The following is a 13,534-nucleotide window of genomic DNA, read 5'->3' on the forward strand; positions in this document are numbered from 1 at the left end:
CCTCGTTCTGATGGTGTGGAAAGCGCTGCATGGCCGCGGCGCCGGGTAAAAGTAATGAAGCGAACCGATGAAGCGGCGCCCTACGCCGCGAGCAATCCCCGCGCGCGCGCCAGCGTGATCGCCGTGTCCTCGATCATGTCTTCCTGGCCGCCCACCAGGCGCTGCCGGCCCAGTTCGACCAGGATCTCGCGCGCGGGGATGCGGTACTTGGCCTCGGCGCGCTTGGCGAACAGCAGGAACGACGAATACACGCCGGCATAGCCCAGCGTCAGCGCGTCGCGGTCGATGCGGATGGGCTGGTCCATGATCGGCACGACCAGGTCTTCGGCCACGTCGGCGATGCGGAACACATCGACGCCGGTCTCGATGCCCATGCGCTCGCACACCGCCACCAGCACCTCCATCGGCGTGTTGCCCGCGCCGGCGCCCAGGCCCGCGGCGGCGGCGTCGATGCGGGTGGCGCCGGCGGCAATCGCGGCGAGCGAGTTGGCCACGCCCATGGCGAGGTTGTGGTGGCCGTGGAAGCCCAGTTCGGTTTCGGGACGCAGCGCCTGCCGGACCGCGGTCAGCTTTTCGGTGACGTCGTGCGGTAGCATGTGGCCGGCCGAGTCGGTGATGTACAGGCAGTTGGCGCCATAGCTTTCCATCAGCAGCGCCTGCTGCACCAGCACCTCTACGGGCGCCATGTGCGCCATCATCAGGAAGCCCACGGTATCCATGCCGAGCCGGCGCGCCATGCCGATATGCTGCTCGGACACGTCGGCCTCGGTGCAATGGGTGGCGACGCGGATGGTCTGCACGCCGATGTCGTGCGCCATGCGCAGGTGGTCGACGGTGCCGATGCCGGGCAGCAGCAGCGCGGACACGTGCGCGTTCTTCAGTTCGCCCAGCACCGCGCGCAAATACTCTTCATCGCTGTGCGCCGGAAAGCCGTAGTTGACCGAGGCGCCGCCCAGGCCATCGCCGTGGGTCACTTCGATCAGCGGCACGCCGGCGGCGTCCAGGCCGCGGGCGATGCCCTTCATCTGTTCCAGCGAGATCTGGTGGCGCTTCGGATGCATGCCGTCGCGCAGGGTCATGTCGTGCAGGGTGATGCGTTGGACCATGGCGTGGCTCCTCAGGCAGTGGTGGTGGCGGTGGACAGCATCGCGGCGGCGATGCACTCCGCGGTGCGGGCGGCGGAGGCGGTCATGATGTCTAGGTTGCCGGCGTACTTCGGCAGGTAGTCGCCCAGGCCCTCGACCTCCAGGAAGATCGAGACGCGCTTGCCGTCGAACACCGGGCCGTTCTTCAGCGTGTAGCCGGGCACGTACTTGCGCACCTCGGCGATCATGTCGTGCACCGACGCGGTAATCGCCGCGACGTCGGGCGCCTCGTCGGTCAGGCAGTGGATGGTGTCGCGCATGATCAGTGGCGGCTCGGCCGGGTTGATCACGATGATGGCCTTGCCCTGGCGCGCGCCGCCCACGGCTTCGATCGCGCCTGCCGTGGTGCGCGTGAATTCGTCGATATTGCGGCGCGTGCCGGGCCCGACCGAGCGCGACGACACCGTCGCCACGATCTCGCCATAGGCCACCGGCTGCACGCGCGACACCGCAAACACCATCGGAATGGTGGCCTGGCCGCCGCAGGTGACCATGTTCACGTTCATCTCGTTGCTGCCGATATGGGCCTCGAGGTTGACGGGCGGCACGCAGAACGGCCCGATCGCCGCCGGCGTCAGGTCGATCACGCGCACGCCGCGCGCGGTCAGCCTGGCCGAGTGCCCGGCGTGGACGTAGGCCGACGTGGCATCGAAGGCGATGCGGATATCGTCGGCCTCCAGGTGCGGCAGCAGGCCGTCGATGCCGTCGCTGGTAGTCTTCAGGCCGAGCTCGCGCGCGCGCGCCAGGCCCTCGGATGACGGCTCCACGCCGACCATCCAGACCGGTTCCAGGATGTCGCTGCGGCGCAGCTTGTAGAGCAGGTCGGTGCCGATATTGCCGGGCCCGATCAGGGCGCATCGGATCTTGTTCATGGTGTCTCGCGTGGCAAGTGGAAGGAATCAGGAAGTCAGCAAGGGAGTCAGCAAGGAAGTCAGCAAAACGCGGCGCTGCAGCCGCCGATGCCGGTGATGTGCATGGACAGCCGGTCGCCGGCCTGGACCGGGATCAGCGCCGCGAGCGAGCCCGACAGGATGGCCTCGCCGGCCAGCAGCGGGATGCCGAAGCTGCCCAGCGTGTTGGCCAGCCAGGCCACCGCATCGGCGGGATGGCCGAGCGCGGCGCTGCCCAGGCCCGTGGCTACGCATTCGCCGTTTTTCTCCAGCGTCATCGCGCAGGCGGCCAGGTCGAGTCCGTGCGGGCTGACGCGCTCGTCGCCGAGTACGTAGACGCCGCAGGATGCGTTGTCGGCGACGGTGTCCTCGATGCGGATGCGCCAGTCGCGGATGCGCGAGTCAACGATCTCGAAGCACGCCGCCACCGACTCGGTCGCGTCGAGCACGTCCTCGCGCGTCACGCCCGGCCCGCGCAGGTCGCGCCGCAGGAAAAAGGCGATTTCGCCCTCGGCGCGGGGCTGGATCAGCGTATCGGTCGGAATGGGCTGGCCCGCCGCGTAGTGCATGCTCTGCAGCAGGATGCCGAAGTCCGGCTGGTGCACGTCCAGCATCTGCTGCACGGGCTTGCTGGTCACGCCGATCTTCTTGCCGGCGACGCGGTCGCCCGCGGCGAGGCGGTGGGCAATGAAGCCTTGCTGGATGCGATAGGCGTCGTTCACATCCAGCGCCAGGCCGCGGCCGCTCAGTGGCGGCACCGGCGAGCGCGTGACGAGCGCGTGGTGGAGTTCTTGGCTGAGCGTGGCGATCTGGTCCGGGTGCATGGGGAGGAACGGGTTGCGCTGCCGCGGACCTGCCGCGGCAGCCAGGGACGAAGCAGGCGTCAGAACGAATACTTGGCGTTGAACGCCACGTAGTCGCGGTCAGCCAGCGGACGGTTGGTAATGCTCGGCCCGCCGATGAACGCCGCGTAGGTCAGGTTGAGCTCCAGGTTGTTCAGGTACTTGAAGGTCAGCCCCACGCTGGCGCGCCGGTCGCCATAGCCCATCAGCGTGCCGAAGGCGCCGGCCACCGCCGAGCGGCCGCTGAACTGGTGCGCGTAGGTGAGGGGCACGGTCAGGTCCCAGCCATCGAACACGTTGTTGTAGGTCAGCGACCAGCCGAGCTGGAACGCCGCCGAGTTGCGCGTGTTGGTCAGCTGGCTGAAGCCCATCACCGGATCGACGCTCAGCACATGCAGGTAGGCGACTTCACCGAGCAGCGACTGCGAGTTGGCGAGGAAGGTCGGCCCCACCGAGTAGATCGCGGACAGCTGTCCCTGCAGTGCCTTGCCGCGCGAGGCGGTGGGCGAGCCGGCCACGTCTACCAGCATCGGGATGCCGTCCTTGTAGCTGACTTCGCCGGCGATGTTGGCGCCGAGCACCTGGGTGGAGAAGCTGGCGCCGGTCAGGTTGATGCCGCCGAAGAACTTCTCCTGGTATTGCAGCGTGGGGAACAGCGAGGTCACGACGCTCGGGTTCTTGTCGTGGTAGCGCAGCTGGTAGAGCCCGAGCTCGGTGCCTTCGAACACGCGCCAGCGCGCGCCCACGCCCCACTGTCCCCAGTCGGACGGGCGCACGTCCGGCCCGCGCGGGATGCGGAAGCCGGGCCCGATGATGAACTCCGCACCCGGGCCGACCACGTCGCTGGTGCTGAAATAGCTGCCCGGCGCCGACAGCTGGTTCGGCTTGAAGGTGAACTGGTAATAGCCCATCAGGCTGAACGACGGCGTGACCTGCAGCTGCAGCGAGGCCTGCGGCACCGGCAGCAGGATGTCCTTGACCTCTGCGCCAGGCACGAACGCCTTGGTGGCGTCCGCTGGCCCCTGCGCGCCGGCGATATTGGCGAAGAACAGGCTCTCGCCCCATGCCACCACCTGGTTGCCCAGCTTGAAGCTCAACTGCGTGCCGCCGACCGGCGTGGCGCCGTAGACATAGGCATCGAGCAGCTGGGCGCGATGCTCGTGGTAGTCCTGCGCCGATTCCGTGAACTGGTTGAACGGGCCGCTGTGGTTGACCGTGAACGGCGCGTTGTTCGAGTTGGTGCCGCGGTAGGCCCAGTCGTAGAACACGCTGCCGCGCACCAGCGCGCCGAAGGCGCCGTGGCGCAGATGTGCCTCGCCCAGCAGCGACACGCGGTTGGCGATCATGTCGCCGGGCTTGAAGTTGCGGTCGCCGTCGTCGCCGTTGATATTCGCCGGGCTCAGCAGCGTGTCGCTGCGGTGGCCGGTGCGCACGGCGGCGCCGTAGGATGCGGTGACGCTGTAGTCGAGCGTGGTGCCGCGGCCGAATTCGATGGTGTCGCCGGCATGCGCGGCAGGCGCGAGCAGCGTGGCCAGCGTAGCCAGTGCCGCGGCGGCGATCGGCCGCAGCCGGCTGCGGCGCTTCACTGGGCCGCGTGGTGGTTGTTGCATGGTGGTCTCCCCTTGGTTTCGGTGGTGGTTCATGGCCTGGCACTTCGAATGGCGCGCATCTGGCCGCAAGCGTAGAGAGGGGGAGACCTGCACAAATCGGCAGAACGGACTAGGCGGTTTCCCTACGGCACGCGGTTGAGCGATGCCGCGTCGAGAAAGGCCGGGCGTTCGCCGCCGCCATCGATCACGAGGTTGGCGCCCGACACATACGACGCCTGCGGCGAAGCCAGGAACAGGCATGCATTGGCGATGTCATCAGGCTGTGCCAGGCGGCCCAGCGGCACTGTCGCGGCCATCGCGCGCAGTGCCCCGGGATCGCCGTAGTGCTGGTCGCGCGAGGTGTCGGTCAGCACCATGCCCGGACTGACCGCGGCAACGCGCACGCGCGGCGCCCATTCCACCGCGAGGGTGCGCACCGCGTTGAGGATGCCGGCCTTGGCGGCGCCATAGGCCGCGGTGCCGGGCGAGGGCCGCAGCGCGCTGACGCTGCCGACGAACAGTTGCGTGCCGCCGCCGGGCTGCCGCTGCATGCGGGCATTGACGCGCTGCGCCAGCTGCAGCGGTGCCACCAGATTCAGCCGGATCACCGATTCCAGCAGGCGTGGCGAGGCTTCGGCGAGCAGCGCGTACGGCGAGCCGCCGGCGTTGTGGATCACGACGTCCAGCGTGGGGCTGGCCTGCGCGATCTCGGCCAGCATGGCATCGGCCTGTTCGAGGTCGCGTATGTCCGCGGCGATAAAGCGGGCGCTGCGCCCGTCTGCGCTCGGCAGCTCGCCGTCGTGCGCGGGCGCGGTGCGTCCGCAGACGAAGACCTGCGCGCCCGCGCGCAGGAAAGCCTCGCTGATGGCGCGGCCGATGCCGCGCATGCCGCCGGTCACCAGCACGGCCTGGCCGGTGTAGTCGAATCCTGTCATGGGGTCCCCCCTGATGCATGGAGGGCCCATCGTAGGAGAAGTGGAAGGATCGCTCTTAGTCCGAATGAACGATGCCCGGCAGGCCGTGGCTGCGCAATATCGCTGCACGATTCCACGGGAGACGCCCTCATGTCCGCTACGCCACAGCAACCGCCTTCATCCCTGCATCCCAACCTGCCGGTCGGGCGCTTCGTCACCACGTCCGGGGGCCTGCGGCTGCACAGCCTGGACGCTGGCAGTGGCGAACCCGTGGTCTTTATCCACGGCAGCGGCCCGGGCGCGAGCGGGCACAGCAACTTCCGCTTCAACGTGCCGGCCTTCGCCGCGGCGGGCTTCCGTACCGTGGTGGTGGATCTGCCCGGCTATGGCTTGTCGTCCAAGCCGGATGACGTCGAATACACGCTGGATTTCTTCGTCGCCGCGCTACGGGAGCAGCTGGTGGCACTGGAGCTGCAGCGCTGCGTATTGGTCGGCAATTCGCTCGGCGGCGCGATTGCGCTGAAGTACGCGCTGGACTATCCCGAGCATGTGAGCCGGCTGGTCATGATGGCCCCGGGCGGCGTGGAAGAGCGCGAGACCTACTTCCAGATGGAAGGCATCCAGCGCATGGTGTCGCTGTTCACCGGCGGGCACATGAACCCGGACACCATGCGGCAGCTGCTGCAATTGCTGGTGCATGACGCCAGCCTGGTCACCGACGCGCTGGTGGACGAGCGTATGGCGGTGTGCCGCGAGCAGCCGCGCGAGGTGCTGGCCACCATGAGGGTGCCCAACCTGACGGAGCGGCTGGGCGAGATCCGCTGCCCGGTGCTCGGCTTCTGGGGCACGGAGGACCAGTTCAATCCTGCTTCGGGCGCGATGAAGTTCCTCGGCGGCTGCGCCGATGCCCGCTTTGTCATGATCAACCGCTGCGGGCACTGGGTGATGGTCGAGCACGCCGCGTATTTCAATCGCGAATGCCTAGGCTTCCTGGCCGATACCGCGCAGGCCGTGGCGGCATAATTGGCGCGCATATCCATACAACGACATCTCAGGAGACATCATGGAATACCCGTATAGCCTGTTCGACCTGCGCGGCAAGGTAGCCGCCATCACCGGCGCCGCGCGCGGCATCGGCGCGGAAACCGCCCGTGTGCTGGCGGCGGCAGGCGCGAAGGTGGCCGTGCTCGATGTGCTGGAAGCCGACGGCAAGGCCACCGCCGAGGCCATCTGCGGCGCAGGCGGCGAGGCCGCGTTCTGGCAGCTCGACGTCACCAGCGAAAGCGACGTGGCGCGCGTACTGGACGCGGTGGCGGCGCGCTTCGGCGGGCTCGACATCCTCGTCAACAACGCCGGCATCGAAGGCCCGAACGAACCGACCCACCAGGTGACGCTGGAGCAATGGCAGAAGGTGATGGCGGTGAATGTGACCGGCACCTTCCTGTGCACCAAGCATGCCATCGCGCACATGGAGCGCGCCGGCAGCGGGGCCATCGTCAACGTGTCGTCGATGTATGGCATTGCCGCGGGGCCGGACGTGCCGCCTTACCATGCGTCGAAGGCCGCGGTGCGGATGATGGCCAAGACCGATGCCATGCTCTATGCGGCCAAGGGGATTCGCGCCAACTCTATCCATCCCGGCTATATCCGCACGCCAATGCTCGAGCACGTGGCCCAGGCCTCGGGGCAGGGCGAGGCGCTGTTCGACTATCTCGGCGGCCTGACGCCGGTCGGCCAAGTCGGGCAGCCGCGCGACATCGCGGCGGGCATCCTGTACCTGGTCTCCGATGCCGGACGCTATGTCACCGGCGCCGAGCTGGTGATCGACGGCGGCTACACCGCGCGCTGACAGGACGAGGAGAGCACGATGCCCGATAGCGCCGCGATGAAAGCCACGCTGCTTGCCTATGTCGACCGCTTCAATGCCGGCGATGCCGAGGGCATCGCCGCGCTCTACGCGGACGATGCCACGGTGGAGGATCCGGTCGGCGCGCAGCCGCTTGCCGGCAAGCCGGCCATCCTTGCCTTCTACCAGCACGCCACTTCGCTCGGCGCGCGCCTGGAGATGGTGGCGCCGCCGCGCGGTTCGCACGGCAATGCCGCGGCGCTGACCTTTGCCGTGCATGCGCGGCTTGAAGGACGGGCGGCACGCATCGACGTGACCGACATCATGACGTTCGGCGCGGACGGGCGCATCCAGAGCATGCGCGCCCACTGGGCGCCGGACGACGTGCATTTCCTCTAAGACGACACCGCACCCACCGCACCGATGGTCCGGCGTAGCCGAGACGATGCCGTAGCCACGCGCGGGCGCATTCTTGCCAGCGCGCAGCAACTGATGCGCCAGCGGGGCGTGCATTGCGTCACGCTGGAGGATGTGGCCCGCGCCATCGGCATGACGCGCGGGGCGGTGTATGCCCATTTCCGTTCGCGCGCCGCATTGATGGGCGCGCTGCTGTCCTGTGCCGAAGCGGATCTTGCCGAACGGCTCGCACCGCTGGCCCGGCGCTCCGCCGGCGCGGCCACGGACCTGCTGGAGCCGGCGCTTGCCGCCTTGCTCGATGGCGATGATGGCGATGGCATGGCATGCCATGTCAGCCTGCTGGCGTTTCTGCTGCAGCACAAGTGCGGCACCGCCTGCGAGCTGTGTCCGCTGCGCGCGCGCGTGTTGCAGGGTGCCAATACCCTGCGCAACGCGCTGGCGGCCCGGATGGCCGAGCCAGCCCAGGCTGGCCTGCTGGTCGCGCACCTGTGGGGCTTGCTCAGCGCCCATGCGCTGCAGCTGGCGCCGTCCGGCTTGTCCGGGTGCGCGGCATCGCTGGCGCGGCTGTATGCGGCACCTGGTATGCAACGCGGTGCATGCCCGGACGGGGCCACCGGCCCGGCATTTCCTCGGGATACCCCCTAGTCTGCTCGGACGAAGAGACGGCGGCGAGCGCCGCCTACGATGCTGTCAAAGGACCCGGAAAGGGTGCGGAGGAGACAGCGATGAAGCGGCTCGGATTGCGTTGGGCGGCCGGGCTGGCCGCGGTAGGGGCCGGCCTGGGAGTGGCCTGGGTGCTTGCAGGCGGGAATGGGGTCGCCGTGGCATACGGCGGCCACGATGAAGCCCGTGCCGCCGGCACGGCGGGTCCGGATGGGTGCGATGCTGCCTGCGTGCGCAGCCGGGGCGTTGCGGCCATGGTGGTGCTCAGCCAGCGCCCGCCGCAATGACGGCGGCGGGGTGGTCTTCCACGCTATGGGTCAGCCCTGGCGCTGCGCGTGCAGCGCTTCGGCGCGCGCCTTGACATCCCTTGCCACCTGGTCGAAGCCCTGTTTTACCCAGGCGCCGTGTTCGCGCATGATGGTTTCGGCGTTCAGGCCCAGGAACAGGTCGGTGGTGAAGTAGCGGGTGCGGGCGGGTGCGATTGCTTCTATGTACTGGTCGCGGCGGGCGGCGTCCTTGTTTGCGTCGGTGGGGCGTTGCTCCCACGACAGCAGGCGTTCCGGTTCCCATGCCACGAGGTACTCATTGACCGGGATGATCTGGTCGGTGCCCGGGATGCGGACTTGCATGTGGACCATGTCGCCAAGCTTCGCAGTGGTTTCCAGGCCGGGGCAGAAGGTGTTCCATTCCGCGTAGCGGCGGAAGTCGGTCAGGACTTCCCATACCAGGGAAGCGGGGGCTTCGATTTCCACGGTGATTGAGGTGACCAGGTTTTCTGGCTTGGCCATTCTGTTGTCTCCTTTCATTTCTTTGTTTGGGAATCCAACACTAGGGCTGGGCTGTGCGGGGCGCATACCCTGAATGGACGAGTCTGGGTGGACGATGATGATTTGGTGTTGCTGGGGGATACTGGGGGTATGCTCCGCGAGTCTCCGGATGCTGTGAGCTTGGTGCCGGCCTTGGGGGTGATGGTCGGCATTTTTTTTATGGAATGTTGGCTTGCGGCTCGGCATTGACGCGATTGTTGAACGAGCCCAGAGCTGTGGGTGCCTCACCCCATCCCCACCACACTAGACAACAGCATCTTCACCAACACCGCCTGCCTTGTCGCCCCGGTCTTGGCAAAGATCCCCCGCAGGTGCGCGCGTACCGTGTTCTTCTTCACGCCGAGCCTGACGGCTGCTTCATCCAGCGTCAGGCCATCGACCATCAGCAAGGCCAGCTCGATCTCCGTTGGCGTCAGGTGGAACAGCTTGCGCAGGCTGGCGTGCGTGTTGCGCGGCGACCCGGCCGGGTCGCGGATGAATACCGCGACCGCGGGGCGGCGGGCCTTGTCTTCGGTGCGGTAGCTGAGGGGAATGGGCCGCACCAGCACGCTCAGCGGCGTGGCCGCCGCGGGGCGGCTGAGCAGCGTGACTTCGCTGCGCGAGGTGGCCAGTGCGTGGGCTTGCGCGGCGTCTTCGAGGATCTTGCGGAAGCGGCGGTTTTCCACCGGGCAGTGTGCGTGCAGCGTGCCGCCGGACAGATGGAGGCCGTCGCGCTCTTGCAGCAGGCGCCTGGCGACGTCGTTGCTGCGAATGGCCTTGCCGTGTTCGTCGAGGATGATGGTGCCGACCAGCAGCCGGTCCACGGCTTCCGCGTACAGGGCGCGCTCGGATTGCAGCAGGTCGAGCGCGGCATGCAGGTCGACCGCGCGCTTCAGGTGCGGCAGCAGGCCTTGCAGCAGCGCCCTCTCGGTGGCGCCGAAATCCTGGCCGGCCTCGCCGCGGCTGATGAACAGCGCGCATTCCACGCCGTCGGCGGTGACGAGGTTGGCGGCGAGGATATAGCGCAGGTCCAGCGGCGCGAGGTACTGGGTATAGAACGGGTGGGCCAGCCACCCGGCTTCGCCGAACAGTTCATCGGCGCTGAAGAGGCGGTCGGGATGGAGGTCGAGGAAGGGGCACAGCGCGTAGTACTGCTCGCTGTACGAGGGTTCACCGGGCAGGTGCGGGCCGTAGGCGGAGGCGTTGACGATCAGGCCGGGGCGGTCGGTGGCGGGGTGGCGCAGCACCAGCGTGACGAAGACGGCCTCGAGGCGCTGGCGCACGGTTTCGAGGAAGCCGGCCCAGGGGACGGCTTCGGTGGGGCCCTGGTAGAGCTGGGCGAGCAGGGCGCTGAGTTCGGCGGCCTGCAGGGAATGTGGCAGCATGGTCGAGGCGTGTGGGTTGATGGCCGGTGTGCTCCCTCTCCCGCAGGCGGGAGAGGGAGCAAGCAGTCGGCCATGCAAGCGCATTGGTCCCGGGTGGGCGCGGTCAGGATCTCCGGCAGAAACTCGGATTCACCCATCGTACCCACCCCCACCACGGCCTCATCGTCCATTCAGCCTAAGTCCTATCCCGCAGCCACGCCACGATCCGTTCCGCCGCCTGCTCAGCCGTGTCGGCGGTGGTGTCGATGCGCAGCTCGGGCCGGTCGGGCGCCTCGTACGGCGAATCGATGCCGGTGAAGTTCTTCAGCTCGCCGCGCCGCGCCTTGCGGTACAGGCCCTTGGGGTCACGCTGCTCGGCCACCGCCAGCGGGGTATCGATGAAGACCTCGACGAATTCGCCGTCGCCCGCCAGCGTGCGCGCCATCTCACGCTCGGAGCGGAGCGGCGAGATGAACGACACCAGCACGATCAGCCCCGCATCGAGCATCAGCCTTGCCACTTCAGCCACGCGCCGGATGTTCTCGACGCGGTCGGCTTCGGAGAAGCCCAGGTCCTTGTTCAGCCCATGGCGCACGTTGTCGCCATCGAGCAGGTAGGTGTGGTGGCCGAGCGCATGCAGACGTTTTTCCACCAGGTTGGCGATGGTGGACTTGCCCGCGCCGGACAGCCCGGTGAACCAGACGATGCGCGGCGACTGGTGCTTGAGCGCGGCGTGGGCGCGGCGGTCTACGTCGATCGCCTGCCAGTGGACGTTCTGCGCCCGGCGCAGCGCAAAATGCAGCATGCCGGCGCCGACGGTGTTGTTGGTCAGGCGGTCGATGACGATGAAGCCGCCCAGTTCGCGGCTGCGCGCATAGGGGTCGAACGCCACCGGCCGGTCCAGGTGCAGGTTGCACACGCCGATCTCGTTGAGCTCCAGCGTGCGCGCGGCCAGGTGTTCGAGCGTGTTGACGTTGACCTTGTACTTGGGCTGCGCGACCGTCACGCCCACGGTGCGCGTGCCGAGCTTGAGCAGGTAGGGGCGGCCGGGCAGCATCGCATCCTCGCTCATCCACACCAGCGTGGCTTCGAACTGGTCGGCCACCGCGGGCGGGTCTTCCGCGCACGCGAGCACATCGCCGCGGCTGATGTCGATCTCGTCGGCCAGCGTCAGCGTCACCGCCTGGCCGCGTGCCGCATGCTCGCATTCGCCATTGGAGCCGACGATGGCGGCAACGCGGCTTTCCCGGCCCGAGGGCAGCGCGCGCACCCGGTCGCCGCGGCGGATTTCGCCGGCGCTGACGGTGCCGGCGAAGCCGCGGAAATCCAGGTTGGGCCGGTTGACCCACTGCACCGGCAGCCGGAACGACTCGTCCTGCACGGGTGCGCTGTCGATCGGCACGGTTTCCAGGTGCTGCATCAGCGTCGGGCCCTGGTACCACGGCGTGCTGGCGCTGGGCGCGGTGATGTTGTCCCCACGCAGCGCGGACATCGGGATGCAGGTGATATCGGTCAGCCCGATCTGGCGTGCGAATTCGCGGTACTCGGTTTCGATGCGCGTATGGACCTCGCGCGAGTAGTCCACCATGTCGAGCTTGTTGACCGCCAGCACCACGCGCCGGATGCCCAGCGTTGACACCAGGTAGCTGTGCCGGCGCGTCTGCGTCTGCACGCCGCGGCGCGCGTCCACCAGCAGGATGGCCAGGTCGGCGGTGGATGCGCCCGTGACCATGTTGCGGGTGTATTGCTCGTGCCCCGGCGTGTCGGCGACGATGAACTTGCGCTTGTCGGTGGCAAAGAAGCGGTAGGCCACGTCGATGGTGATGCCCTGTTCGCGTTCGGCGGCCAGGCCATCCACCAGCAGCGCGAAGTCGAGGTTGTCGCCCTGCGTGCCCATCTTCCTCGAATCGGCTTCGAGCTGCGCCAGCTGGTCCTCGAACAGCATCTTCGACTCATACAGCAGCCGGCCGATCAGCGTGCTCTTGCCGTCGTCGACGCTGCCGCAGGTGATGAAGCGCAGCAGGCTCTTGCCTTGCTGGGCATGGAGGTAGTGGGCGATCTCGCTCTGCGTGCCCGCGGGCTGCGCCATCGGCGGCGCGGTGTCGATCAGCGTTGCCATCAGAAGTATCCCTCCTGCTTCTTCTTCTCCATCGAACCGGCCGAATCGCTGTCGATCAGCCGTCCCTGGCGCTCCGACGTGGTCGCCAGCAGCATTTCCTGGATGATGCCGCCGAGCGTGTCGGCCTCGCTCTCGATCGCGCCGGTGAGCGGGTAGCAGCCCAGCGTGCGGAAGCGGACCTTGCGCATCCGCGGCGTTTCGCCGGGGCGCAGCGGCAGGCGCTCGTCGTCGACCATGATCAGCGTGCCGTCGCGCTCGACTACCGGACGCTCCCTGGCAAAGTAGAGCGGCACGATCGGGATGTCGTTGAGGTAGATGTATTGCCAGATATCGAGCTCGGTCCAGTTCGACAGCGGAAACACGCGCAGGCTCTCGCCTTTGCGCTTGCGGGTGTTGTACTGGCGCCAGAGTTCGGGGCGCTGCATCTTCGGGTCCCAGCGGTGCTGGGCGGTGCGCACCGAGAACACCCGCTCCTTGGCGCGCGACTTTTCCTCGTCGCGGCGCGCGCCGCCGAAAGCGGCGTCAAAGCCGTAGTGGTCCAGCGCCTGCTTCAGGCCCTGCGTTTTCCATACGTCGGTGTGGACGGCCGAGCCGTGCTCGTGCGGGCTGATATTGCGCTCCACCCCTTCGGGGTTGATATGCACGCGCAGGTCCAGGCCGAGCCGGTCGACGGTCTGGTCGCGGAACGCGATCATCTCGCGGAATTTCCACGTGGTATCGACATGCAGCAGCGGGAACGGCGGCCGCGCGGGATGGAAGGCCTTCATCGCAAGGTGCAGCATCACGGCGCTGTCCTTGCCGATGGAATAGAGCATGACGGGGTTTTCGCATTCCGCCACCACCTCCCGCATGATGTGGATGCTCTCCGCCTCCAGTTGCTCCAGGTGGGTCAACATCGGGTTCTCCTCTTGGTTTGCCGGCCCATGCACGGATCTCGCG

At 67.8% G+C, this 13,534-nt stretch carries 13 protein-coding genes; 4 read left to right on the forward strand and 9 right to left on the reverse strand.

Annotated features, from left to right (window positions below):
- Positions 1-80: 80 nt before the first annotated feature.
- From dmpG to E1J61_RS14785, 5 genes are all read right to left on the reverse strand, one after another.
- Positions 81-1,106 (reverse strand): 4-hydroxy-2-oxovalerate aldolase, encoded by a 1,026-nt coding sequence (dmpG, locus tag E1J61_RS14765; RefSeq protein WP_133094805.1) that lies wholly within the window; start codon positions 1,104-1,106, stop codon positions 81-83.
- An 11-nt stretch (positions 1,107-1,117) separates the two neighbouring features.
- The gene (locus E1J61_RS14770; protein ID WP_133094806.1) at positions 1,118-2,017 is read right to left on the reverse strand and encodes an acetaldehyde dehydrogenase (acetylating); all 900 of its coding nucleotides are present in this window, start codon (positions 2,015-2,017) and stop codon (positions 1,118-1,120) included.
- Between the two features lie 59 nt (positions 2,018-2,076).
- Positions 2,077-2,859 carry a 2-oxopent-4-enoate hydratase gene (gene dmpE, locus E1J61_RS14775; RefSeq protein WP_133094807.1) on the reverse strand — a complete coding sequence of 261 codons (783 nt, stop codon included), beginning with the start codon at positions 2,857-2,859 and terminating at the stop codon, positions 2,077-2,079.
- 59 nt (positions 2,860-2,918) lie between these two features.
- Positions 2,919-4,487 (reverse strand): DUF1302 domain-containing protein, encoded by a 1,569-nt coding sequence (locus E1J61_RS14780; protein ID WP_133094808.1) that lies wholly within the window; start codon positions 4,485-4,487, stop codon positions 2,919-2,921.
- 122 nt (positions 4,488-4,609) lie between these two features.
- Complete coding sequence (locus E1J61_RS14785) at positions 4,610-5,401, reverse strand: SDR family oxidoreductase (RefSeq protein ID WP_133094809.1); 792 nt, start codon at positions 5,399-5,401, stop codon at positions 4,610-4,612.
- Positions 5,402-5,530: 129 nt separating this feature from the next.
- Between E1J61_RS14785 and E1J61_RS14790 the strand changes: the two genes are divergently transcribed.
- From E1J61_RS14790 to E1J61_RS14805, 4 genes are read left to right on the forward strand one after another with little or no spacing between them, the layout of a single operon-like run.
- Positions 5,531-6,403, forward strand: coding sequence for an alpha/beta fold hydrolase (locus E1J61_RS14790; protein ID WP_133094810.1), 873 nt, complete (start codon positions 5,531-5,533; stop codon positions 6,401-6,403).
- 40 nt (positions 6,404-6,443) lie between these two features.
- Positions 6,444-7,229, forward strand: coding sequence for an SDR family NAD(P)-dependent oxidoreductase (locus E1J61_RS14795; protein ID WP_133094811.1), 786 nt, complete (start codon positions 6,444-6,446; stop codon positions 7,227-7,229).
- 18 nt (positions 7,230-7,247) lie between these two features.
- Positions 7,248-7,625, forward strand: a complete 378-nt coding sequence (locus E1J61_RS14800; RefSeq protein WP_133094812.1) for a nuclear transport factor 2 family protein — start codon at positions 7,248-7,250, stop codon at positions 7,623-7,625.
- A gap of 24 nt (positions 7,626-7,649) precedes the next feature.
- The gene (locus E1J61_RS14805; RefSeq protein WP_133094813.1) at positions 7,650-8,288 is read left to right on the forward strand and encodes a TetR/AcrR family transcriptional regulator; all 639 of its coding nucleotides are present in this window, start codon (positions 7,650-7,652) and stop codon (positions 8,286-8,288) included.
- Positions 8,289-8,623: 335 nt separating this feature from the next.
- Here the strand turns inward: E1J61_RS14805 and E1J61_RS14815 are convergent, their stop codons facing one another.
- From E1J61_RS14815 to cysD, 4 genes are all read right to left on the reverse strand, one after another.
- Complete coding sequence (locus tag E1J61_RS14815) at positions 8,624-9,094, reverse strand: SRPBCC domain-containing protein (RefSeq protein WP_133094815.1); 471 nt, start codon at positions 9,092-9,094, stop codon at positions 8,624-8,626.
- A 263-nt stretch (positions 9,095-9,357) separates the two neighbouring features.
- The gene (locus tag E1J61_RS14820) at positions 9,358-10,497 is read right to left on the reverse strand and encodes a helix-turn-helix transcriptional regulator (protein WP_133094816.1); all 1,140 of its coding nucleotides are present in this window, start codon (positions 10,495-10,497) and stop codon (positions 9,358-9,360) included.
- A 175-nt stretch (positions 10,498-10,672) separates the two neighbouring features.
- Positions 10,673-12,595: a sulfate adenylyltransferase subunit CysN gene (gene cysN, locus E1J61_RS14825; RefSeq protein ID WP_133094817.1), complete on the reverse strand. Its 1,923-nt coding sequence runs from the start codon at positions 12,593-12,595 to the stop codon at positions 10,673-10,675.
- On the reverse strand, positions 12,595-13,491 hold the full coding sequence (gene cysD / locus E1J61_RS14830) for a sulfate adenylyltransferase subunit CysD (protein WP_133094818.1): 897 nt from the start codon (positions 13,489-13,491) through the stop codon (positions 12,595-12,597). The genes cysN and cysD overlap by 1 nt, the downstream gene beginning before the upstream one ends.
- Positions 13,492-13,534: the final 43 nt, after the last annotated feature.

The sequence above is a fragment of the Cupriavidus sp. L7L genome (assembly GCF_004353535.1).
Taxonomy (GTDB): domain Bacteria; phylum Pseudomonadota; class Gammaproteobacteria; order Burkholderiales; family Burkholderiaceae; genus Cupriavidus; species Cupriavidus oxalaticus_A.